The sequence below is a fragment of the Nocardiopsis sp. NPDC006139 genome, from assembly GCF_040614155.1.
Classification (GTDB): Bacteria; Actinomycetota; Actinomycetes; order Streptosporangiales; family Streptosporangiaceae; genus Nocardiopsis; species Nocardiopsis changdeensis.
Map to the genome: position 1 here is coordinate 253,822 of NZ_JBEXTT010000005.1, position 21,739 is coordinate 275,560.

Genomic DNA, 21,739 nt, shown 5'->3' on the forward strand with positions numbered 1-21,739 from the left:
GGGACGGCCCGTCGTCGGGGCCGGGCCGCGGCCCGGCCCCGACGGGCGGCTCAGAGGGAGGCGGCCGCGGCGGCCCCGTCGCGGATGTGCAGCACGGCGTCGGCCGTGGCGAGCGTCTCCGCGTCGAGCGGGAAGTACCCCTGCTCCGGGGTCGGGTCGCGGCGGAACCGGGCCGCGGGGTCCGTGGTCGCCTCCGTCAGTCCCCAGGTGTCGACCCGTTCGTCCAGCAGGCTTTCGTGGGTGCCCGGTTCGGGGGCGGCGAGCCTCAGGGCGTCGCTGCGGCCCAGGCTTCCGGCGACGAAGGAGTACCGCTCACCCACCACCGCCCTGACGATGGAGCCCGCCCCCGACCAGACCAGGTCCATGCCCGCCAGCGTCCAGTGGCTCGGGTTCCCCTGGAGGTGGCGGTTGTGCGCGTACACGAGCGTCGGCCCGCGGTGGCGTTCGGCCTCCCGGATGTCGAGGAGGTTGCGCGCCATGACCGCGTCCCGCACACCCAGCATGCGGGAGGTCCGCACGGCCGGGTCCAGGGGCTCGGCCGCCGCCCGGTGGTAGCGCAGCAGGTCCAGGGCGGTGGTGAGGTGGGTGCGGGCCGCCGACCACGCGGTGCGCGAGGTGGCCGCGACCAGCTCCGGCGCACGGGCGTAGAGCTCGGTCAGCAGGTCGTCCGCGAGCGCCCGCAGCCGCAGCGCCGCGTCGGTGGCGCCCACCGACGCGGCCGGGTCCATGATCGCCTCGGTGCGGCTCCAGAGGTCGTCGTCGCCGGCGAGCGCCGCGACGTCGAGGTCCAGGCCCAGGAAGTCGCGGGCGTGCTCCAGGTGGCGGCGCGGGCTCGGGGCGGAGACCATCTCCGTCGGGACGTCGAAACCGTGCAGGGACAGCCGCTCCCGGGGCGGGCGGTCGCGGTTGTACTCCCGCATCCAGACCACCAGCTGCCGGGTGGCGGCCTGCTCGCCGAAGCCGTGGGAGAAGCCCTCCCGCATCACGGCGTCCAGGCTCGGGGAGGTCCGGCCGTGGACGAAGTCGTCGACGGCGAGGGCGGCGGCGCGGTCGGTCTCCAGGGCGATCGAGCGGAAACCGTGTTCGGCCAGCCGGGCGAACAGCTCGTTGCGGACCAGCGGGAAGGCGGGCTCGGAGTGCGTGGGCTCGCCCAGGGCGAGAAGCTCACAGGACGGGGCGGCGAGGTCGTGGATGTCCAGGCTCATGTGTCTCAAGCGTATCTCTGAAAGAGCTGTTGAGACTTTCTCCGTCGACATCCCGAAGCGGTGCTGTAAAGTCTCAAAGCGGTGATCGAATCTTGAGACCGACGGACCTCGCGCGCGAGCACGGCATCTCGACCCAGGCGGTGCGCAACTACGAACGGGACGGGTGCCTGCCCGCGGCGGAGCGCACGCCCAGCGGATATCGGGTGTACACCGAGGTGCACGCGGCGGCCCTGCGCGCCTACATGTCCCTCATCGCCGCCCACGGGCACGCCGCCGCCGGGCGGATCATGCGCGCGGTGAACACCGGGCGGCTCGACGAGGCCCTGACGGCCATCGACGAGGGGCACCGGCAGTCGCTGCGCGACCGCGCCACCCTCGACGCCGTGCGCGCGGCGGTCGACCACCTCGTGGCGCAGGGCGACGCCGTTCCGGCGCGGACCGGCGACCGTGCTCCCCGCACCATCGGCGGGCTCGCCCGGCGGCTGGAGGTGACCCCGGCGACCCTGCGTAACTGGGAGGCGGCGGGGATCCTGGCGCCCGCCCGGGAACCGGTCACCGGGTACCGGGTGTTCCGCGCGGACGACATCCGCGACGCCGAACTCGCCCACCTGCTCCGCCGCGGCGGGTACCCGCTGGAGCACATCGCCGCGGTGGTGCGCCGCGTCCGCGCGGCGGGCGACACCGAGGCGCTGGTGGCCGCCCTGGAGGACTGGCAGCGCAAGCTGACGGCGCGCGGGGTCGCGATGCTCACCGCCGCGGCGGACCTCGACCGCTACCTGCGCCTGCACGCCCCCGCCGGGTAGTGCCCCGTCGCGCGGGAACGGTCCGGGCGGGCACCGCGCGCCGGGCGGACGGCCGTCGGGTCGGGCGGTCGGCGCCCGGCCCCGACGGTCAGTCGTCGGCGGCGACGAGCAGGGTGATCCGGCCCCGCGCGCGGTCGATGGACACGAACTCGTGGAACTCGCCGTGGACACCTCCCCAGTCGTGGAAATCCTCCTCTCCGACCCCGTTCAGGTGGAAGACCCGCGCGGCCGCGTCCAGGACGTCGAACACCTCGCGCCGCAGGTCGGCCTCCAGGTCGGCGGGCACCGCCCCGTACTGCCCGGCCCAGGTGCGCAGGACCGCCGCGCTCTCGGCGGTTTCGACGGGTTCGTACGCCTCCGGGGTGATCGCCGCCAGCCAGTACGAACCGTGCCGGGTCTCCTCCGGGTGGGCGCCGTAGCCGGCGTACGTGTCCCGGAACTGCTCGTGCCCGATGAGCGCGGCGAGCAGCTCCCGGTCGCCGGGGGAGCCGGAGAACCGCAGGTGTTTGACGTCCACCCACCGGAAGGCGTGGGAGTGGGGGGCCGGGAACCTGTAGTGGCGGAAGTTGAGGAAGACGCGGCCTTCGTGGGCGAGGGTGTGCGTCATGGTCGGGCGGTGTGGGAGCGCCGGACGGGCTCCGCCGGGGGCCGGAGGGCGTGCCCGCGCGGGGATTCGGTGGTCACGGCTCCTCCGACGGCGATCTCGATGACGCACATGGACTCGCACCCGCCTCTGCTCTCGTCAGCACATGGAAGGCCCCTCTGGTGGGGGCTTCCCGGGCACTTTCCATTCTGTGCCAGAGGGCCCGGCCCCGGTACCGGTTCGCCGGACCTGGGGATAACTCTGCCTGGGGCGTGTCCCGCTATCGTCGGTGGCGGACCGGGGAGGGGCGATGGGACGGCCTGAGGTGGGAGCCGCCCTGCGGCGGTGCGCCGAATGCGGCGGGTACGAGTACGCGGGCGCGCCCGCGTGCGGCATGTGCCGGGGCCTGGTGGACGGTGTCGTCGAGGAGGGCTGGGCTGGTTTCGTCGAGGAATTCGGCGGGGGCGACGAGGTGGAGCTCGCCGCCATGGTGGCCGACGAACCCGACCGCCACGACTGGCGCGTGGTGGACGCCGCCCTCGACCGGCTGACCTGTGCCGACTGTGGTGAGCGGACCGGCCGGGGGCCGCTCGGCTGCGCCCCCTGCGATCTCGCGCACGGTTTTCGCTACGTGGCGATCGAGCGCGACCGCCCGGGGGTTCCGCCGGGGAACGAGCACGCGGTCCGGGTGAACGTGTCGGTGGTGCGGCGGCCCCACGTGACCTCGGCGAACGAGCTGCTACTGCGGCGCCTGATGTTGCCCGGGCTCCTTGTCGGACTGCTGCCGACCACCGAGGAGGCGCAGCGCCTCGCTGCCACGGCCAGACAGGTGGTCGGGCCGGAGCGCGAGCGCATGGTGGAGCGCATGGTGGAGGAGATGTTCAGTAGCCGCCGAGTTGAGGGGTGATTTCGCATTTGATGCGTAGAAAGTGATCCTGTAGGTTCTGTGTCTGATTCTTGAGAACTTGTAAAATCGCCTTATCTTCGGTGGAATCGTCGCAGGTCTTTACTCTGCTCCCCGCGCACGCGGGGATGGTCCCCGGTACCGGTCGGACATGGGGCTGGAGCCCACTGCTCCCCGCGCACGCGGGGATGGTCCCACCTTGGCGTCAAGGGCGAGCATGGCTTGCAGCTGCTCCCCGCGCACGCGGGGATGGTCCCGGGGGGCGCTGACATGGGCATCGCGCACCACCCTGCTCCCCGCGCACGCGGGGATGGTCCCTCCCCAACGGCTGGACCTTCACCCGCATCGCCCTGCTCCCCGCGCACGCGGGGATGGTCCCCCAGGGGGACAGAGTTTCCCCCCCTCCCTCCTGCTCCCCGCGCACGCGGGGATGGTCCCTCGCCGCCTCCCCCACCGGGCTGGTGGTCGCCCTGCTCCCCGCGCACGCGGGGATGGTCCCCGGTGCTGCTGGAGGGGCAGGAGGCGCTGTTTCTGCTCCCCGCGCACGCGGGGATGGTCCCGCTCGATCCTTGACGCCATCTCCCTCGCCCCTCTGCTCCCCGCGCACGCGGGGATGGTCCCTCGGAGGGTTCGCAGGTGCGCGGGTACCGGCGCTGCTCCCCGCGCACGCGGGGATGGTCCCTGGCCACCCGCCGCGACCGGGCCGCCGCCCGCGCCGCCACCCTGCTCCCCGCGCACGCGGGGATGGTCCCTGGGATGTCGCCCACCCCGCCTACGCCCCCGTCTGCTCCCCGCGCACGCGGGGATGGTCCCCGGTCGATCTCCGGCATCCCCAGGGGTTTGGTCTGCTCCCCGCGCACGCAGGGATGGTCCCGTGGCAGCGGCCTTCGCGGTCAGGCGGTAATCCTGCTCCCCGCGCACGCGGGGATGGTCCCGCGGTCGCCTTGCGGTCCTTGGAGATGCCCAGCTGCTCCCCGCGCACGCGGGGATGGTCCCACGTATGTGGAGTCCTACGAGCGGGTATGGGCCTGTTCCCCGAGCACGCGGGGATGGTCCCACGACAGCCGTAAAACCCGCGGGGCGAAAACCCTGCTCCCCGCGCACGCGGGGATGGTCCCCCGTTCATGATCAGCTACTACGAATTTGAGGACTGCTCCCCGCGTATGCGGGGGTGGGGGCTGTGGGGTGTCGGCGGTGGGGCGAGGTGGGGCGGTTTGTCGGGTGCGCGGGGAACGGGTCAGGGTCAGGGCTGGAGGACGTAGCGGCCGCGGATGCCGCCCTTGGCGAAGGACCGGTGAGCGTCGGCGGCGTCGGCCAGCGGGACGACCGCGTGCACGCGGGTGGGCAGCTCGCCCGCGGCGGTGCGCGCGAGCAGGTCCGCCAGGCGGGCGCCGTCCGGCACCACATTCACGGCGCGCAGGTCGATCCCGCGCTCCGGGGCGATCGGCGAGACCGGCTGCACGCCCACGAAGACCCCTCCGTCGCGCACCAGGTCGCGCCCGCGCTCCTGGAGAGCCGCGGCGTCGGCGACGGCGTCCCAGCCCCCGATCTCGCGGTCGGTGAAGTCCGCCCCCAGGCCGCGGACGAACTCCTCGTCCGCCGACCGGGCGAGCCCCGTCACCCGCCAGCCGCGCTCCTGCGCGAGCGTCACCACGTACCCGCCGACGGCGCCCGCCGCGCCGGTCACCAGCAGCCGGTTCCCCTGCTGCGGCGCGTCGCCGAGCAGGTCGACCAGCTGGGCGGCGGTCAGCCCGTTGAGGGGCACCGTGGACACCGCGGCCAGGTCCTGCCCCTCGGGCACCTCGGCCACGTCGGCGGCCGGGACCACCAGCTGCTCGGCGTAGGTCCCGAAGTCCCGGTCGAGGCCGCCGACCAGCCCCGCGACGCGGGTGCCGACCGCCAGGTCCACTCCCTCGCCGACGGCCTCGACCGTGCCGGAGAAGTCCCAGCCCAGCCCCGTGTGCTCGGGCTGGTCGATGACCCCGATCCCGTGGAAGAACCCGGCGGCGACCGCGAGGTCGACCGGGTTGACCGGGGCGGCGGCGACCCGGACGCGGATCTCGCCGGGGCCGGGCTCGCGCAGCGGACGGTCGATGAACTCGATGGAGTCCGGCCCGTTCGGGACGCGGACGACGGCGGTGCGGAAGGTGGGGGTTCCCATGGTGGCGTCCTTTCAGGCCCCTGGGGGCCTTGCGCTCGGAAGCTGACAGGCATCACTCTGGTGGAGTAACTCTCCAATGGGAAGTACGCACCTCGAAGTGCGTAACCCACCCCCGGGTAGGAAGGACCGGCCGATGGCGACGATGACCGCGGCCCAGCGGCGGGCACAGGCGAAGGCCGACTACGACGCGTTCCTGGCGGCCTGCCCCAGCCGCCAGCTGCTCGACCGCATCTCCGACAAGTGGGTCACGCTGGTCCTGGCCGCGCTGGGCAGGGGCGGGCCGTGCCCCGCCGGTGAATCCTGGGAGGAGCCGCGGGCGATGCGCTACTCGGAGCTGTCCCGGCGCCTGGCCGGGGTCAGCCAGAAGATGCTCACCCAGACCCTGCGCTCGTTGGAGCGCGACGGCCTGGTCACCCGCACGGTGACCCCGACGGTGCCGGTGACGGTCACCTACGAGCTGACCGCCCTGGGACTCTCGCTGCACGAGCTGATGCGCGGCGTCAAGGCGTGGGCGGAGGAGCACATGGCCGAGGTGCTCGCGAACCGGGAGGAGTTCGACGCCCTGGCCGGGTGAGGCGGGCGCCGCCCGTCAGGAGGCGGCCGCCTGCTCGCGCAGTGCGGGGCAGTGCTCGGGGTCGGGGTGCTCGGTGAGCTCGATGACCCGGTCGAGCCGGCGCCCGGCCTCCTGGAGTTCGGCGATGCCCGCGGTGATGCGGGCCCGTTCGGCGCGCAGGGACTCCAGCACCCCGGGCGCCGCACGCCCCGCGTCGACGCTGGGCAGGATGGCGGCGACGGTGCGGCTGTTGAGCCCCGCCGCGAAGAACTGCCGGATGATTTGAACCCGCTCGACCGCCGACGGCGGGTAGACGCGCTGCCCGCTCGGCGTGCGCTCCGGGGTGAGGAGCCCCTGCTCCTCGTAGTAGCGCAGCGCCCGGGTGCTCACCCCGGCGTGCTCCGCCAGCACACCGATGCGCATGGAACCGCTCATCCGCTCCCCGCCCCTTTTGTCGTGGATCACAGTCCGCGGGCTTGCCCTTGACGTCAACGTCAGGTCCTACGGTATCCGGACGGGGCGGCGCTCTGGTCCGCCCGCACACGAGATTTCGGGGGAACCCATGGATGTCACCGGCTCCGTCGCACTGGTCACCGGAGCGAACCGGGGTATCGGCCGGCGCTTCGTCGACGAACTCCTGGCCCGCGGGGCCGCGAAGGTCTACGCGGCGGCCCGCCGTCCCGAGACCGTCGAGGTCCGTGACCCCAGGGTCGAGGCACTGCGACTGGACCTGCTGGACGCGGATTCGGTGGCGGAGGCGGCCGCGCGGGCCGCCGACGTCACCCTGCTCGTCAACAACGCCGGGATCGCCACCGGGGCGAACCTGGTGACGGGCGACCCGGACGCGATCCGGCTGGAGTTCGACACCCATTTCTTCGGCACGCTCGGCGTGATCCGGGCCTTCGCGCCCGTGCTCGCGGCGAACGGCGGGGGAGCGGTGGTGAACGTGCTGTCGGCGCTGTCGTGGTTCGCCTACGACGGCGCGGGGGCCTACTCCGCGGCCAAGGCCGCCGCCTGGAACATGACCAACGCGGTCCGCCTCGAACTGGCCGGCCAGGGGACCCTGGTGCAGGGGGTGCACCTCGGATCGGCCGACACCGACATGATGGCCGGTTACGACGTGCCCAAGATCGATCCCGCGGACGTGGCCCGGGCCAGCCTGGACGGTGTGGGCTCGGGGGCGATCGAGGTGCTGGTCGACGACGCGAGCCGCTCGGTGAAGGCGGCGCTGGCGGAGGACCCCGCGAAGTTCTACGCGCCGGCGCTCGGACGGTGACGGCGGTGCGGGCGCGGCGCCCTCCGGGGAGGTGAACGCGGCGGGGGCGGACGGGCACCGTCCGCCCCCGCCGGGCCGCGGTCACGCCCGGAGCCGGGAACGCAGCTCCTCGCGCTCCGCGCGCAGCCGCGCCGCGTTCTCGGGCCGGGCCCGGCCGGCGCGGTCCAGGGCCGACGACTCGTCGGCCAGGTCCAGGGCGGCGAGGCGCGCCGGGGCGGGGAGGTCCTCGTTCCCGGCGACGCGCAGCGCGGCCTCCAGCGCCCGGACGGAACCCCCGCGGAAGTGGTGGGCCCACAGGCCCGAGCCGCCCTCTTCCACGGCCACGGCGACGTGCGCGAACCCGCGGCGCACGAACGGCGGCCGTTCGGGGGCCTCCAGGAGTGACGCGCAGGCGGCCGCGACCGGCGGGATCCCGCGCAGGCGGGCGCGCACCAGGGCCAGGGCGTGCGCCGCGGCCTGGGTGCCCTTGTCACCGCTGTGCGTGTGGGGGAGGATCTCGGCCTCCGCGGCGAGGTCGGCGTCCCGGCCGCGGTCGAGCGCGCCGAGCAGGAGCAGGCGGACGGGCAGGGACCACTGGCGCTTGTCGCGCAGCACGGTGTCGGCGACCTTGTCCGCGGTGGCCTCGCCCAGGCGGGCCAGGGCCGCCGCGTACGTCACGACGGCGGGCGGGGCGCTCGTGTACGGGTCCGGCTTCACGAACAGGCGCTTGCGCCACGTGCGGGCGAACGGGGCGAGGTCCTGCGGACGCAGGGCGTTCGCACCGTGGAGGAGTTCGAGCAGGACTGCGAGGGCGGGCTCGGAGAGGTCCGGGCGGGCGAGCGCGGCCCGCAGGCCGTCCAGGTGCCGGGCGACGACGGCCTCGCGCAGTTCGACCGCGGCGTCCCGCCCGGGCCGGTGCTCGGGGTCGAACCCGGGACTCGGGGGCAGGCCGGCCGAGGCGCGCACCTCGTCGACGGCGTCGGGCCAGGCGGCGTCAGCCGCCCGGATCTCGGGCGCCGTGCGCGCGGCCGGGTCGTCGGCCGGGGCGCCGGCCGGGACGGGGGTGCGGGTCCAGCGGTCGGCGACGACGACCCGGAGCCAGGGCGGTACCCGCTCGTCGCGGAGCGCGGCCAGGGCGTGGGCGCGGGTGGAGCCGCCGAAGCGGGAGACGAGGCGGACGGCGGCCTCCAGGACGCGGGGCGCGGCGTCCTCGCCGCCCGCGGCCCTGATCTCCTCGGCGAGGTCGACGGCCGCGGACACGGGGTCCGCGCCGTCGGCGGCGGCCAGGTCGAGGAAGGTGGAGACCTGGCGCCCCTCCAGGGCCGCGGCGCGGGCGGTCCGGATCGCCCCGGGGTCCTTCCACCGGTTGAGCACGCGGGCGTCGGCGCGGCCGAGTTCGGCCAGGACGGTGGCCGCCGGACGGGCCCGGGGGTGGCCGGTCTCCAGGGCGTGGGCGGTCAGGGCTGCGGCCTCGTCGCCGTGGGGGCGGAGGGCGTCGAGGCCTTCGGGGGAGAGGGCGGTGTCGAGGTCGGCGCGGGAGAGGGCGCCGCGCAGGCGCAGGGCCCGGGCGGCGGGGGCGAGGAGGTCGCGCATGGCGGGGTGGGCGACGAGCGCGTGGAGGAGTTCCTCCTCGCCGTCCCGGAAGGGGACCGGGCCGGAGCGGTCGTCGCCCAGGACCTCCAGGCGAGTGCGCCACTCGTCGGTGAGCGCGGGGTCGACGCGGCGGGGCGCGGCGTCGCGGCGCAGGACGAACACCTCGGTGTCGGAGCGCCCGCCCAGGACCGCGAAGCCGTGCGGTTCCAGGAGGGAGAGGGCGCGGGCCACGGCGGCGCGGTCGCCGCCGAAGTAGACGCGCTGGGGGCCGACCAGGGCGCCGGAGGGGTCGAACCCCTCGGCCTGGGTGTGCCAGCCGAGGTAGGGGTGGGAGGCGGGGAGGCCGCGGCGGGCACGCTCATCCCTGGCCCGGCCGTGCACCTCGTCCTGGGTGACGAGGTGGCGGCCGGGCTCGATGAAGAGGACCCCCGGGGCCCGGCGGAGGGTGTCGAGGATCAGGTCGCGCTCCGACATGGGAGGGACATTAGCCGGGACGGGGGACAGGTCCGCGTTGCCGCGCGGGCCAGAGGAGATCTATGGCGTAAAGGTGGCGGTCTGTGCACTCTTCCCTTCGCCGGACGGAGACCGTTCCCACCACCGAGGGTCGATACCGGTCACCACCCCTTGAGGGACGAGACCCAGGTGTTGAAGGGGTCGGGGTCGGCCGTGTGCCAGTGGGCGGGCACCTCGGTGCCGAACTCCGCCTCGACCCAGGCCCGGAAGGGCGCGAGGGCTGCCACGGCCTCGTCCTCCTCCGGTGGCCCGGTCAGGAGTTCGGAGAAGGGGAGGTCGGCGTAGCCGATCGCGATGAGCCGCAGGAAGTCGACCGCGGAGTCGGCCAGCAGGAACGCCTCCCCGTCCGAGCTCAGGGCGACGAACCGCGTCGTCCCGGAGTCGTTCCACAGCAGGCACATGCCGCCGTCGCCGGAGATCTCGCCCAGCGGCACGAGGTCGCCGTGACCGGGCTCGCCGGGTTCGAACCGCCCGGTCAGGCTCTCGCCGGGCGAGAACACCACGCCCAGCTGCCGGTCGCCCGGGTACGGGGTGAGGAAGTACCCGTGCTCGTTGGTGAACCCGAAGCCCTGGGCCTCCATCCACGCCCAGGCCCGCTCCAGGGGCTCGGGCAGGGTGATCCCGGCGGGCAGGTGTGGGGTCAGCAGGTCGGTCATGTGCGTCATCGCGGGCTCCCGGGGCGGGTGGTGCGGTCGGGCCGGTCGCTCGGATTCTGCCGTACGCCGGTGTCAGGAACGTGGGGCGATGGGCTCTCTCGTGTGGCGCCCCCAGGCGACGAAGGCCGCGAGAGCGAGGAGTACGGCGTTGAACGCCACGTCCGACTCCCCCCGGGAGAGGTGGAAGACGATGGCGGACGCCTGGAGCGCGGCGCAGCCGAGGGCGGCCAGGACGGCCAGCCCCGGCCGGATGCGGGTGAGGGCGGGGAGCAGGACGCCGAGGCCGCCCAGGACGTCGAGTACGGAGGTGGTGTAGAGCAGCGCGGGCGGGGTCTGCCCGACCCAGGGGAAGACCTGGGCGAGTTCGGTGACGGGGGTGGTGAGCTTCCAGACTCCGCCGCCGACGAAGACCAGGGCGAGGAGGAGCTGGGCGGCCCAGAGGCCGATGTGGAGCACACGGGGGCGGGAAGAGGGGGTCGGGTGCCGTCGGGGTTCGGTCTTCATGAGGTCTCTCCGGGGTTCGGGGGTGGGAACGGGTCAGGCGTGACGGGCGACGCGGTGTCGTCCATCCGGTTCAGAAAATAGCCCATCAACCAGATAGTAGACAACTCGTTCAGAAGTCGCCGGGGTGTGTGGAAAACCGGCTAGTATCGCTCACCATGGGAACCAAGGAGCCGGACGGCGTGGACCCCAGGGTCCTGCGGACCCGGCGCGACGTCGTCGAGGCCGCCACGGAACTGTTCGTGACCGAGGGGTGGAGCGTGGTCACCCACGCGGAGGTCGCCAAGCGGGCCGGCTACTCCAAGGCGACCGTCTACGCGCACTGGCCGACGCGCCTGGACCTGATGCGGGCGTCGATCGGGAAGATCTGCGACGAGGCCGACCACCCGGAGCCCACCGGCGACCTGCGTGAGGATCTGGTGCGGGGGCTGGTCGATTTCGCCGAGGACCTGGCGGGGGGCCACCTGGACCGGGTGTTCGGGGGGCTGCTGGAGCGGGCGGGGAGCGACCCGGAGGTGGACGAGCTGCGCCGGCGGCTCTACGAGGCGGGGACCCGGTCGCTGGAGGCGGTCCTGCGGTCGCACCTGCCGCCGGAGGACGTCGAGCCGTCGCTGGCGCTGCTCGTGGGCGGGGTGCTCGCCCGGGGCGCGTTCCAGGCGCGGCCGGCGACGCGGGGGTTCGTCGAGGATCTCGTGGACCGGGTGCTGGCGTCCGCGCGCCGGGGCGAGGCGGAGTGACGCGGGAGCAGGCCGGGGCGGGAGTGGAAGCGGGATCGGTGCCCGGGGCGGGAGCGGTGCCCGGGGAGCGCCGGGACCGTTCGGGGCCCGTGCGGTCGGGGCGGCCCGTGGTGGTCGTGGTGCCGTGGGGCGGGGGCGCTCCCGGCGGGGCGGCCGGTCGGCTGTGACCGGCGGCGGGCCGGATGGACACGGCACGGCCGGGGCGGGGTTGCTCCCTCCGGTGGTGACCGGGGGCTGTTGCCCGGGTGGGTGAAGTCCGGGTGTACGGGAAGTGAGGCCCACGCCACGTAACCCCGAACACCCTGTTCCAGGTGGCGTGCTGCACACTGTTGGGCATCACATTTTCGCGCTGCCCGCTCCGGCGCCCTCTGAGAGGCATCCCCCATGATGACGCGAACACTTCTGCCGACCCCTGTTCCGGTCCTGGCCTCGGTCGCGGCCGTCCTCCTGCTCACCGGCTGCGGATCCCCCTCCGGCGAGGACGCCCACCGAGCCGCGGCGGCCGCGGCTCTGGGCAGGGACCAGCTCACCGACACCACGTGGGCGGAGATCCAGAGCGAGGCCGAGAGCACCTGCGAAGAGGAGGAGGGCGTGTTCGCCCTGGCGACCACGATGACCGCCGAGGACGACGCGGAACTCGCGTTGCGCAGGGTGAACGTCGAGCACGTGTGCCCGGACCGGCTGGCGGAACTGGACGAGGTCGTCGCCGGACTCCCCGGCTAGGGAACGTCCGCCGTCCGCCGCGCGTCCTGCGCGGTCCCCGGACGCCCCGTGGCGGCGCCCGCAGGTCGGGGCGCGCCCGGGGGCGTGAGCCCCTCCCGCCGGTGTGGCCGCTGTGGCGTGTCGGCGGCCTGGGGCAGGATCGTGTCCGGTGGCGGGCCCCGGGCGGCCCGGCCCTCCCGCCTCCGTTCGCGGCCCGGCCGGACCGGGTTCCGCGCGGCCTGGGCCCGGCGTCCCGGAACCCGGAAGGGGAGAGCGGAAATGACCAAGGTGACCTGCGACCTCTCGATCTCGGCCGACGGCTGTGCGGCCGGGCACGGTCAGACCGAGGAGCGCCCGTTCGGCGACGACGGCGGTGACGGCTCGGGCGCCGCGCTGCACGCCTGGATGTTCGACACCCCCGAGGAGAACCGGGCCGAACTCGACCTCATGGCGGGGGCGGGGGCCTACATCATGGGGCGGAACATGTTCGGTCCCGTGCGCGGCGGGTGGGACCGGGAGTGGAACGGGTGGTGGGGCGAGGACCCGCCGTTTCACGCGCCGGTGTTCGTGCTGACCCACCATCCGCGCGATCCGCAGCCGATGGCGGGCGGCACCACGTTCCATTTCGTCACCGACGGGATCGGGGCCGCGCTGGCGCGGGCGCGCGAGGCGGCCGGGGACGCGGACGTCGCGGTGGCGGGCGGTGCCGCCACGGTCAACCAGTTCCTGACCGCGGGGCTGATCGACGAGCTGCGGCTGCACATCGTGCCGGTGGTGTTCGGCGGCGGGACGCGGCTGTTCGAGGGGGTTCCGCCGCTGAGGCTGGAGCAGGTGGGGTCGCGGGCGGCGACCGGGGTGACGCACGTGACGTACCGGGTGCCGCGCTGACCGGGTGAGCGGCCGGGCGGCCGGGCGGCTGGAAAAATCGTGTGCTCCGCGGGCGCCGGGCCGCCAGACTGGGCCGATGCTCATGCACAGCGACCAGATCGTCCTCACCCCGCAGACCGCCGCACGGCTCATCGAAGACCAGTTCCCGCACTGGGCGGGGCTGCCGCTGGTCCCGGTCCTGCCCGGGGGCACGGTGAACGCGGTGTTCCTGCTGGGCGACGACCTCGTCGCCCGGTTCCCCCTCCAGCCGGCCGACCCGCAGGCCGCGCTGCTCGTTTTGGAGGGTGAGGCCGCGGCGGCGCGCGAGCTCGCGGGCCGCACCCGTTTCGCCACCCCCGAGCCGGTGGCGATCGGCGCGCCGGGGGAGGGGTACCCGATGCCGTGGAGCGTGCAGACGCGGTTGCCGGGGACGCCCGCGGACCGGGTCGACGCCGGGAGCGGCACCGACTTCGCCCTGGACCTGGCCGAGTTCGTGCGCGGGGTGCGCGCGATCGACACCCGGGGGCGGGTGTTCCGCGGTCAGGGGCGCGGCGGCCGGATCGCCGACCACGACGCGTGGGTGCGTACCTGCCTGGAGCGTTCGGAGGGGTTGCTGGACGTGCCCCGGCTGCGCCGGCTGTGGGAGGGGCGGCTGCGCGACCTGCCGCGGGGGAGCGACCCGGACGTGATGTCGCACGGGGACCTCATGCCGGGCAACCTGCTGGTGCGCGAGGGGCGCCTGGTGGGTGTGGTGGACGTGGGCGGGCTGGGGGCGGCCGATCCGGCGCTGGATCTGCTGTGCGCCTGGGATGTGCTGGAGGAGGGTCCCCGGGCCGTGTTCCGGGAGGCGTTGGGGGTCGGCGACGCGGAGTGGGAGCGCGGGCGGGCCTGGGCGTTCGAGCAGGCGTTGGGGCTGGTCTGGTACTACCGCGAGAGCAATCCGCCGATGAGCCGGATCGGCCGTCGTACGCTGCGGTGGATCCTGGAGAGCGAGGAGTGAGGCGGGGGACGGCCGTGCCGCCGGTGGCCGTGGTGTCCTTTCCTGCCTGAAGAGTGTGAGGGGCAGGGCGAGGGCGGCTCCGGTCCTTGCCGCCGGAGGCGGGCCGGGTGCCGGCGGGACGGCACGGCGGGCCCCGGCCGCGTGCGGGTCGCCGCCGCGGCCGGGGCGTAGGGGCCCTTCGGGCGCGGGGTCGTTTCAGGGATGCCGGGCCTTGTGCCAGGGGGTGGGCAGGGCGCCGCCCCTGCACAGGTGGGCGTGGAGGATGCCGAAGGCGCGGTCCGCGTCGCGCAGGGCGGTGACCGGGTCGGCATCGGGCTCCTCGATGTCGCGCAGGGCGGAGGAGAGGTCGTCGAACAGTTCGTCGGCGCGTTCCTGCTGGGCCGGGGTCGGGGGCCGCCTGCGGCGGGGGTCGCCGGGTTCGGTCCGGGACATGGCGTCGTTCCCTTCTGTGGTCGGTCGGTGTGTGCGTGTCCGTCGTGGGAGCGGAAGCCGTTCGGCCGGCCGGGGCGCCGGGACCGGGCGGGCGCGGGGCGCGGTGAGGCGGGCGAAGTCGTCGAAGCCCAAGGGGTTCACAGCCGTCCCAAGAGTTCGGCGACCAGGTCGCGGGCCAGGGCGTCCTCGTCGCCGGAGCGGGCGACCGGGACGGTGACGTGGGGTTCGCCGGGCATCGGGCGCCACCATTGCCGGTCGACGTGGCGGACGGTCACGCGGCGCCCCGCGTACTCGGCGCGGACGGAGCCGGGGAGGTCGCCGTCCCCCGCGGCGATCCCGCGCCGTCGTAGCGCGGAGTGGAGGGCGAGGACGGCCTCCTCGTGGAGTTCCGAGTGGAGTTCCGAAGACGGTGCGGGCGGCATGCGGCGGCTCCTGGCACATAGTGGGCTCGGGTACGACTTGAAGTGTCCGCCGATGGAAAGTTCCAGGTAAAGGGACTTGTCTGCTCAGCGGCGAGGTTCCGGTGCCTTCGGAATTTCACGGAATCGCTCCGGAGGGAGCGGAGGATGTGCTCTCCTGGACGTATGCCCCCTGTACCGAAACAGGTTCTGTCGCGTTACGGCCGCGAGGTGGCACGTCTGCGCACCGAGGCGGAGCTGACGCAAACCGCGCTGGCCAATCGTGTCCAGAGCAGCAAAAGCCAGATATCGGACGTGGAGCGCGGAAAGGCTCCGCCGTCGCCGAGGCTGCGGAAAGCGCTGGACGAGTCGATCGGCTTCGGGAGACTCTCGCGCCTGTGGGAGGACCTGACCGGCAGCAACCGTGCGCCCTGGCTGTCGGAGATCGCTTCAGCGATTCAGGATGCCCAAGCCGTCTGGGAGTACCAGGCGTTGGCGTTCCCCGGCTATTTGCAGACCGAGGCGTACGCGCGCGCCATCGTTCTGGCATCGGCTCCCTGGCTGTCCCCGGATGAGCTGGCCACGAGTGTCGGTGAGCGGGTGACTCGGGCGAAGCATTTCTCCGAGGCCCTGCGCCCGTTGCTGTGGTTGGTGCTGGACCAGAGTTTGCTGGGTCGAAGGTACGGGGGTGTGGACGTCACCCGTGAGCAACTGGAGTACCTGATCGAACTCTCGGAGCGGGGGAGGATTACCCTACAGATCATGCCTTCTGATCATCCCAAGCACCCTGGCAACGCGGGTTCTTTCCGGGTGATCACCATGAAGGACTCCACCGAGCTCGCCTACGTGGAGAGTGCCGAAGAAGGGCGCATTCTGACCAGTTCGACAGCGGTCGCTCAACGCAGGATGCTGGTGGGGAGCCTGCAAGGGCTGGCATGGGAACCGGAGGCCTCGCTCCGGATGGTCCGCGATGAAGTGAAGAGGTTGGACAGTGCAAGCTGAGTGGCACAAGTCGAGTTACAGCGGTGGAACCAACGACTGTGTGGAGGCGCGCGAGTTCGCCGCGGGCGCGGATGTCCGGGACACGCAGAACCGCGAGGCCGGGTACCTGACCTTCGACCGGATGGAGTGGGCGGCTCTCCTTCAGTCCGTGAGCCGCTGACCTTTCCGCTCCTCCCCTCGGCTCCCGCGTGCGCGTGGGAGGTATCAAGTCCCGGATGAGGACGCGGGGTGTGGGTAGAACCCGAACGGTTGTCGAAATCCAGGAGGGCAGTCCATGGCTGAGTGGCACAAGAGCACCTACTCGGACGGCGGTGCCAACTGCGTTGAAGCGCGCGAGTTCGCGGCGGGCGCCGATGTCCGGGACACGCAGAACCGTGAGGCCGGCTACCTGACCTTCGACCGGATGGAGTGGGCGGCGTTGGTGCGCTCCGTGAGCCGCTGACCTTTCCGATCCCTCACCCGACCCCCCGCGTCCGCGCGGGGGGTCTCCTTGTGCGCTGCCAGGGGTCCGCTCCCCTCCGCCCGGGACGGGGCCTCGCCCCTCACATGCGTGTTCTGTTTCTCAATGGGAAGCACGGTGTACAAGTAGGTCGAAACTGTCAAAGAACGCGAAGGGCATATCCATGGACGAATGGCGCAAGAGCACCTACAGCAACTGCGAGGGCAACTGCGTGGAGGTCCGGGAGACCCCTCGGGCCACGGACGTCCGGGACACGCAGCACCGCGAGGCCGGCCACCTCTCCTTCACCCCCGGCGAGTGGTCCGCGCTCCTGCGCTCGCTGACCCGCTGACCCGCTGACCCGCGGGGAGCCGCGGTCGCGCCGACGACGGCCTCCGTCGGCGCGACCGCCCCGGCCGCTACACCGCCCCCGCCGCTACAGCGCGCCGGTCCGGGCGTCGTGCCACAGGTCCACGCCGCCGTCGATCGCGTGCTCGTCGATCGCCGCCAGCTCCCGGTCGGTGAACTCCAGGTTCCCCAGCGCCGCCACGTTCTGCTCCAGCTGCGCCACCGACGACGCCCCGATGACCAGCGACGTCACACGCGGGTCGCGCAGCGCCCAGGCCAGCGCCAGCTGCGCCAGCGTCTGCCCGCGCTCCGCGGCGATGCCGGCGAGCGCCCGCAGGTGCCCCAGCGTCTCCTCCGACAGCCACCCGGCGTCGAAGGACTTGTCCTGGGTGGCCCGGGACCCCTCCGGCACGCCGTTCAGGTACCGGTCGGTGAGCAGCCCCTGGGCCAGCGCCGTGAATCCGATGACGCCCACGCCCAGTTCGCCGACGGTGTCGAGCAGCCCCTCGGTCTCGATCCACCGGTTGAGCATCGAGTAGGAGGGCTGGTGGATGAGCAGCGGCGTCCCCAGCTCGTGCAGGATCTCGTACGCCCTCCGGGTGCGCTCGGCGTCGTAGGAGGAGATGCCCACGTACAGGGCCTTGCCCTGGCGCACGGCGGTGTCCAGCGCCCCCATGGTCTCCTCCAGGGGAGTGGAGGCGTCCAGCCGGTGGGAGTAGAAGATGTCGACGTAGTCCAGGCCCATGCGCTGCAGCGACCGGTCCAGCGAGGCCAGCACGTACTTGCGGGAGCCGCCCCCCTGCCCGTACGGCCCCGGCCACATGTCCCACCCGGCCTTGGTGGAGACGACCATCTCGTCGCGGTAGGGGGCGAAGTCCTCGCGCATGAGGCGGCCGAAGTTGATCTCGGCGGCCCCGTAGGGCGGCCCGTAGTTGTTGGCCAGGTCGTGGTGGGTGATGCCCAGGTCGAAGGCGCGGCGTGCGATGGCCCGCTGGGTCTCGAAGGGGCGGTCGTCGCCGAAGTTGTGCCAGTACCCCAGCGAGAGCACGGGCAGGTCGAGGCCGGACCGGCCGGTGCGCCGGTAGAGCATGGTTCCGTCGTAGCGTTCGGGGGCGGCGACGTAGGTCATCGTGCGGGTTTCCTCAGGTGGGCGGTGCGGCCGGGGTGTCCCGCGCGGGCGGGTCGGCCGGTACGACGGTCCAACTCTGCTCCGGCCCGCGCCCGTTGTCCAACGGGCGCGGGCCGGAGCCGGGGGCCGCGGCCCCCGGAGGCGCCGCGCCGTTCCTCAGCAGGGCGGGACGGCCTCGGGGTGGCCCAGCTCGGTCAGCGCCCGGCGCAGCCGGTCGGCGGCCTCGCCCAGCACGGCGTCGTCCTTCTCCACGGGCAGGTCCGAGACGTCGAGGTCGCTCGGCTCCCAGATCGGTGACACGTGGATGTGCAGGTGGGGGACCTCCAGGCCGGCGATGATCAGTCCCGCCCGCGGGGCGTCCCACGCCTTCTTCACACCCCGGCCCACGGCCCGGGCCACGCCCGTGCAGTGGGCCAGCAGCTCCGGGTCGGCGGTGGTCCAGTCGTCCACCTCCGCGCGCGGTACGACGAGCGTGTGCCCGGGGCGCAGCGGCGCGATGGTGAGGAACGCGACGGCGACCGGGTCCTCCCAGACGAAGTGGCCCGGCAGTTCGCGGTCGATGATGCGGGTGAACAGAGTCGGCATGGTCGCCCTTCCGGAGGAGACGGTGCGGTTGCCGGGGCGGGAGCCCCGGGGCAACGCTCTCACGTCCGGTGCCGCCGTCGGCGGGTGTCCGCACGGTCTGCGAACGGCCCTGGGCGGCCCCGGAACGAAAGGGCGGCACGGCTCAGCGGGAGGACGGCGCGGAGGCGGCCAGGACCTCGTCCACCGACTGGAGCTCGTCGAGCAGGCGCACCGACTCCACCAGGAGCACCCCGTAGGGGAGCGAGGGGTCGTCCAGCGGCGGGCCGCCGCCGCTCCGGCAGTGCCGCTCCAGCTCCCGCTCGGAGCGGTCGGCGCGTTCGACGGCCGTGTGGAACCCCTCGACCGGCGGGTCCCAGCCGGGGACCTCGGTGTCCTCCCACTCCTCCAGGACGCGCCAGGCCTCGGCGGCGGTCAGGAGCAGGTTCCCGCACCGCGCCATCATGGCGGGCCCGGTGTCCCGGTCGTCCTGGGGGCTGTAGGTGAGGCTGCGGGCGATGGAGGCGGCCCGGTGGACGGCGCGCTCCAGGGCGTCGACGAGCCGGTCGTGGTCGCGGACGTGGGGTGTGCCGGAGTGGAACACCCGGCGGGGGTTGTAGAGGGTGCTCTCCCGGGCGGTCCCGGTGGCCTCGCGCGCCTGCCGGACGCTGCTCAGCAGCTCGTCGGTGCGTTCGCCCCACCGCTGCGCGGTGTCGCGGTCGGGGCGGCCCTCGCGCAGGGCGCCGCCCATGTCCTCGCACAGGCCGCGCAGCCCGCCCGCCAGGGAGGCCACGGCCGCGGCGGCGCCGCGCAGGCGCAGCGGCGGCAGCAGCAGGAGGTTGACGGCCACCCCGATGCCGGCCCCGATCAGGACGACGGCGAAGATCTCGGCGGCCTGGGACACCACCGCCTGCGCCCCGTTCAGGGAGACGAAGACGGAGAAGGCGAAGAACGCCGCCGTGGCGACCTGGTTCCCCTGGTCGCCGAGGCGGCGCCAGCGGCCGATCAGCAGGGCCGCCAGCGCCGCCAGGGCGAAGACCGCGTACCCCGGTCCCGCCAGGATCGCCAGGACGGTGGTCAGGGCGAGGCCCAGCAGGACCGCCCCGAGCATGCGCAGCGAGCGCAGCAGGGAGCGGTAGAGGGTGGTCTCCACCATCAGCAGGGCGGCGAACGGCGCGAACGCGGGTGTCGTCGCCTTGATGAGGCCGAAGGAGACCAGCCAGGACAGGGTGGCGGCCAGGGCGGCCTTCAGGACCAGGACGGCGGTCTCCCGCTCCGGTGTGCCCCGGGTCAGGGCCCGCCGGGCCCGGCGGGCGGCGCGGGCGGGGAGCCGCTCGGTCCTTCGGACGTCGCGGGTCACCGTGCCCCTCAGCTCCACGCGTCGTCCCGGTCCACCCGTTCCCTGAGCTTGTCCAGGGTGGCGGCCAGGAGTCGGGAGACGTGCATCTGGGAGCAGCCGATCTCCTCGGCGATCTGCGCCTGGGTGAGGTCCTCGAAGAAGCGCAGCCGGAGCAGGACGCGCTCGCGGTCGTCCAGGCAGCACATGGCCGGGCGCAGGGACTCGCGTTCCAGGACCAGTTCGTAGGAGTCGTCCTCGCCGCCGATCCTCTCCTCCAAGGTGGGGCTCCCCTCCTCGTCCTTGTGGTCGGGCAGGTCCAGGGACAGGGTGCTGTAGGCCTCGGAGGCCTGGAGCAGCTCCTCGACCTCGGCCCGGGGCAGGTCCATCTCGCGGGCGAGCTCGTCGATGCCGGGCTCGCGGGCGTGGCGCTGCTGGAACTCGATGCTCACCCGGTGGAGGCGGCCGCGCCGCTCCTGGTGGCGGCGGGGCACGCGCACCGCCCAGGTGTGGTCTCGGAAATGGCGCTTGATCTCGCCGGTGACGGTGGGCAGCAGGTAGGAGATGAACTTCTTGCCGCGGTGGGGGTTGTAGCCGTGGACGGCCTTGACCAGGCCCAGGTGGGCGGTCTGGCGCAGGTCCTCGTAGGGTTCGCCGCGTCCGCTGTAGTGGCGGGCGATCCGGTACAGCAGGGGCCGGTACAGCTCCAGGACCTCTTCCTGGATGCGGATCGCCTCCGGGTCGTCCTGGGGCAGGGCCTGGAGCCCTTCCAGGAGTTCTTCCGCCGAGCGCCCCTGGACTTCCTTCTCGTCGACTGCGGGGCCGGTCTCGATGGGCATGGCTTCCTCCACGTGAGCGGGAGTGGTGCTCGTGATGCGGTCCGCGGTCGGCGCCTTCGCCGGCGCGGTGCCGCGTCCTCGTTGTGCGCCGGGCGGGTGGTACCGGTCGTCCGCCCAGGCCATGGCGGTCGGATCCGACCGCGCTCACCCGGTGCCGTGTGAGCGGCTCCGATGGGTGACCTCGTGGCCTATGTGCCCACTGAGACGGTTGCTAACGTTTCAGTCACTTCTTTTCTGGAGTATTGACTCCGGAGTGGTCGTCCATGTGCCGGTCGGCCCGGGGGCGGTGGCCTCCAAGAGGCGGTGGCACGCGGCGGTCACCTCGCCGGTGCCGAGCAGGGCCAGGCCCGGGTCGAGCTCCGTGCCGTGGGGGTCGCCGCGGCGGCCCGACCACAGGCAGGTGTGCAGGTGGCCGTCCCGGCGCGGGCCCCACAGGGCCGGAGGGACCGGCCCGAAGAGGCGGACCGAGGGCGTGCCGTAGGCGGTCGCCAGGTGCGCCACGCCCGTGTCGCCGCACACCAGGAGCCGGGCGTGGGCGACGAGCCCGGCCAGCAGGCCCAGGGAGGTGCGGCCCGCCAGGACCGACCCCTGGGGCAGGCCGGCGGTCTCCGCGACGCGTTCGGCCAGTGCGGCCTCCTGCCGGGAGCCGGTGACCAGGACGTGCAGGCCGAGGCCGGAGAGGTCCCGTGCGACGCGGGCGAAGCGCTCGGGCGGCCACCGGCGGGCCGGGGAGGCCGCCCCGGGGTGGACGAGGGCGATGGGCCGGTCGGCCCCCTCGGGCTGCTCAGGCCGGGGCCAGCGCAGGTCGCGGGGGTCGGCGGGGACGCCGTGCCAGGTGGTCAGGGCGGCCCAGACGTCGGCGTCGTGGATCCCGTCGGGCCAGGGCGGGCCCGGCCGGTGCGGGGCCTCGGGGTGCCGGTGGGTCCACAGGCGGCGGGGCGCCAGCGCGGCCAGGGCGGCCGTGCTCTGCGGGCCGCGGCCGTGGAGGTTGACGGCGAGTTCGGGGGCCGTGCGCGGGCGCGGTTCGGGGACGTGCAGCGCGGGGGTGGGCAGGACCTCCCAGCGGAGTCCGGCCAGGCGCAGGAGGTGGCGGTACCAGGAGGGCCCGGCCAGGACCCGGTGCCATTGCGGCAGGGCCCGTTCGAGCGCCCGCAGCGCGGGGACGGCGGTGACGAAGTCCCCCAGTCCCAGTGAGCGGCTCACCAGGACCAGGGGGCGTTCG

26 protein-coding genes and 1 CRISPR repeat array are annotated in these 21,739 nt (G+C 73.8%); of the genes, 12 read left to right on the forward strand and 14 right to left on the reverse strand.

The features are described 5' to 3' along the window. Positions 1-50: 50 nt before the first annotated feature. Positions 51-1,205 carry an erythromycin esterase family protein gene (locus tag ABZ249_RS08965; protein ID WP_355259379.1) on the reverse strand — a complete coding sequence of 385 codons (1,155 nt, stop codon included), beginning with the start codon at positions 1,203-1,205 and terminating at the stop codon, positions 51-53. 92 nt (positions 1,206-1,297) lie between these two features. Here ABZ249_RS08965 and ABZ249_RS08970 point away from each other — a divergent pair, with 92 nt between their 5' ends. Next, positions 1,298-2,008, forward strand: coding sequence for a MerR family transcriptional regulator (locus ABZ249_RS08970; protein ID WP_355259382.1), 711 nt, complete (start codon positions 1,298-1,300; stop codon positions 2,006-2,008). An 88-nt stretch (positions 2,009-2,096) separates the two neighbouring features. On the opposite strand, the gene ABZ249_RS08975 is transcribed toward ABZ249_RS08970, so the two are convergent. Next, on the reverse strand, positions 2,097-2,615 hold the full coding sequence (locus ABZ249_RS08975; protein ID WP_355259385.1) for a hypothetical protein: 519 nt from the start codon (positions 2,613-2,615) through the stop codon (positions 2,097-2,099). 286 nt (positions 2,616-2,901) lie between these two features. Between ABZ249_RS08975 and ABZ249_RS08980 the strand changes: the two genes are divergently transcribed. Beyond that, positions 2,902-3,498, forward strand: a complete 597-nt coding sequence (locus tag ABZ249_RS08980) for a hypothetical protein (protein ID WP_355259388.1) — start codon at positions 2,902-2,904, stop codon at positions 3,496-3,498. Between the two features lie 104 nt (positions 3,499-3,602). After that, positions 3,603-4,674: direct repeats of the CRISPR family, unit length 29 nt; unit sequence CTGCTCCCCGCGCACGCGGGGATGGTCCC. 64 nt (positions 4,675-4,738) lie between these two features. On the opposite strand, the gene ABZ249_RS08985 is transcribed toward ABZ249_RS08980, so the two are convergent. Further along, a complete protein-coding gene (locus ABZ249_RS08985; protein WP_355259391.1) occupies positions 4,739-5,656 on the reverse strand; it encodes an NADP-dependent oxidoreductase in 918 nt (305 codons plus the stop codon). Positions 5,657-5,789: 133 nt separating this feature from the next. On the opposite strand from ABZ249_RS08985, the gene ABZ249_RS08990 reads away from it, so the two are divergent. Then, positions 5,790-6,230 (forward strand): helix-turn-helix domain-containing protein, encoded by a 441-nt coding sequence (locus tag ABZ249_RS08990; RefSeq protein ID WP_220561588.1) that lies wholly within the window; start codon positions 5,790-5,792, stop codon positions 6,228-6,230. A gap of 15 nt (positions 6,231-6,245) precedes the next feature. On the opposite strand, the gene ABZ249_RS08995 is transcribed toward ABZ249_RS08990, so the two are convergent. After that, positions 6,246-6,644: a MerR family transcriptional regulator gene (locus ABZ249_RS08995; protein WP_355259394.1), complete on the reverse strand. Its 399-nt coding sequence runs from the start codon at positions 6,642-6,644 to the stop codon at positions 6,246-6,248. 127 nt (positions 6,645-6,771) lie between these two features. Between ABZ249_RS08995 and ABZ249_RS09000 the strand changes: the two genes are divergently transcribed. Next, complete coding sequence (locus ABZ249_RS09000; RefSeq protein ID WP_355259397.1) at positions 6,772-7,485, forward strand: SDR family oxidoreductase; 714 nt, start codon at positions 6,772-6,774, stop codon at positions 7,483-7,485. 81 nt (positions 7,486-7,566) lie between these two features. On the opposite strand, the gene ABZ249_RS09005 is transcribed toward ABZ249_RS09000, so the two are convergent. From ABZ249_RS09005 to ABZ249_RS09015, 3 genes are all read right to left on the reverse strand, one after another. Then, a complete protein-coding gene (locus tag ABZ249_RS09005) occupies positions 7,567-9,531 on the reverse strand; it encodes a hypothetical protein (protein WP_355259400.1) in 1,965 nt (654 codons plus the stop codon). Between the two features lie 140 nt (positions 9,532-9,671). After that, positions 9,672-10,235 (reverse strand): hypothetical protein, encoded by a 564-nt coding sequence (locus tag ABZ249_RS09010; protein WP_355259403.1) that lies wholly within the window; start codon positions 10,233-10,235, stop codon positions 9,672-9,674. 63 nt (positions 10,236-10,298) lie between these two features. Continuing rightward, the gene (locus ABZ249_RS09015) at positions 10,299-10,682 is read right to left on the reverse strand and encodes a DoxX family protein (RefSeq protein WP_355259406.1); all 384 of its coding nucleotides are present in this window, start codon (positions 10,680-10,682) and stop codon (positions 10,299-10,301) included. 203 nt (positions 10,683-10,885) lie between these two features. On the opposite strand from ABZ249_RS09015, the gene ABZ249_RS09020 reads away from it, so the two are divergent. The 4 genes from ABZ249_RS09020 (at position 10,886) to ABZ249_RS09035 (ending at position 14,033) form a co-directional block, all read left to right on the forward strand. Beyond that, positions 10,886-11,464, forward strand: coding sequence for a TetR/AcrR family transcriptional regulator (locus ABZ249_RS09020; RefSeq protein WP_220561584.1), 579 nt, complete (start codon positions 10,886-10,888; stop codon positions 11,462-11,464). 387 nt (positions 11,465-11,851) lie between these two features. After that, positions 11,852-12,187, forward strand: a complete 336-nt coding sequence (locus ABZ249_RS09025; protein WP_355259409.1) for a hypothetical protein — start codon at positions 11,852-11,854, stop codon at positions 12,185-12,187. A gap of 258 nt (positions 12,188-12,445) precedes the next feature. Then, the gene (locus ABZ249_RS09030; RefSeq protein WP_355259412.1) at positions 12,446-13,054 is read left to right on the forward strand and encodes a dihydrofolate reductase family protein; all 609 of its coding nucleotides are present in this window, start codon (positions 12,446-12,448) and stop codon (positions 13,052-13,054) included. 76 nt (positions 13,055-13,130) lie between these two features. Continuing rightward, positions 13,131-14,033 (forward strand): aminoglycoside phosphotransferase family protein, encoded by a 903-nt coding sequence (locus ABZ249_RS09035; RefSeq protein ID WP_355259415.1) that lies wholly within the window; start codon positions 13,131-13,133, stop codon positions 14,031-14,033. A 195-nt stretch (positions 14,034-14,228) separates the two neighbouring features. On the opposite strand, the gene ABZ249_RS09040 is transcribed toward ABZ249_RS09035, so the two are convergent. Both ABZ249_RS09040 and ABZ249_RS09045 read right to left on the reverse strand, forming a co-directional pair. After that, positions 14,229-14,465: a hypothetical protein gene (locus tag ABZ249_RS09040; protein WP_355259418.1), complete on the reverse strand. Its 237-nt coding sequence runs from the start codon at positions 14,463-14,465 to the stop codon at positions 14,229-14,231. A gap of 137 nt (positions 14,466-14,602) precedes the next feature. After that, a complete protein-coding gene (locus ABZ249_RS09045; RefSeq protein ID WP_355259421.1) occupies positions 14,603-14,887 on the reverse strand; it encodes a hypothetical protein in 285 nt (94 codons plus the stop codon). A 162-nt stretch (positions 14,888-15,049) separates the two neighbouring features. Between ABZ249_RS09045 and ABZ249_RS09050 the strand changes: the two genes are divergently transcribed. From ABZ249_RS09050 to ABZ249_RS09065, 4 genes are all read left to right on the forward strand, one after another. Then, a complete protein-coding gene (locus tag ABZ249_RS09050; protein ID WP_355259424.1) occupies positions 15,050-15,865 on the forward strand; it encodes a helix-turn-helix transcriptional regulator in 816 nt (271 codons plus the stop codon). Next, complete coding sequence (locus tag ABZ249_RS09055; protein ID WP_220561577.1) at positions 15,855-16,025, forward strand: DUF397 domain-containing protein; 171 nt, start codon at positions 15,855-15,857, stop codon at positions 16,023-16,025. Before ABZ249_RS09050 ends, ABZ249_RS09055 begins: the two co-directional genes overlap by 11 nt. A 114-nt stretch (positions 16,026-16,139) precedes the next feature. Continuing rightward, positions 16,140-16,307: a DUF397 domain-containing protein gene (locus ABZ249_RS09060; protein WP_355259427.1), complete on the forward strand. Its 168-nt coding sequence runs from the start codon at positions 16,140-16,142 to the stop codon at positions 16,305-16,307. Positions 16,308-16,488: 181 nt separating this feature from the next. Continuing rightward, the gene (locus tag ABZ249_RS09065) at positions 16,489-16,656 is read left to right on the forward strand and encodes a DUF397 domain-containing protein (protein WP_355259430.1); all 168 of its coding nucleotides are present in this window, start codon (positions 16,489-16,491) and stop codon (positions 16,654-16,656) included. Between the two features lie 84 nt (positions 16,657-16,740). Here the strand turns inward: ABZ249_RS09065 and mgrA are convergent, their stop codons facing one another. From mgrA to ABZ249_RS09090, 5 genes are all read right to left on the reverse strand, one after another. Then, the gene (gene mgrA, locus ABZ249_RS09070; protein ID WP_355259433.1) at positions 16,741-17,781 is read right to left on the reverse strand and encodes an L-glyceraldehyde 3-phosphate reductase; all 1,041 of its coding nucleotides are present in this window, start codon (positions 17,779-17,781) and stop codon (positions 16,741-16,743) included. Between the two features lie 156 nt (positions 17,782-17,937). Continuing rightward, on the reverse strand, positions 17,938-18,366 hold the full coding sequence (locus tag ABZ249_RS09075; protein WP_355259435.1) for an HIT family protein: 429 nt from the start codon (positions 18,364-18,366) through the stop codon (positions 17,938-17,940). A 142-nt stretch (positions 18,367-18,508) separates the two neighbouring features. Continuing rightward, complete coding sequence (locus ABZ249_RS09080) at positions 18,509-19,702, reverse strand: aromatic acid exporter family protein (RefSeq protein ID WP_355259438.1); 1,194 nt, start codon at positions 19,700-19,702, stop codon at positions 18,509-18,511. Positions 19,703-19,710: 8 nt separating this feature from the next. Next, on the reverse strand, positions 19,711-20,517 hold the full coding sequence (locus ABZ249_RS09085; protein WP_355259441.1) for a SigB/SigF/SigG family RNA polymerase sigma factor: 807 nt from the start codon (positions 20,515-20,517) through the stop codon (positions 19,711-19,713). Between the two features lie 219 nt (positions 20,518-20,736). Further along, positions 20,737-21,723 (reverse strand): glycosyltransferase family 9 protein, encoded by a 987-nt coding sequence (locus tag ABZ249_RS09090; RefSeq protein ID WP_355259603.1) that lies wholly within the window; start codon positions 21,721-21,723, stop codon positions 20,737-20,739. Positions 21,724-21,739: the final 16 nt, after the last annotated feature.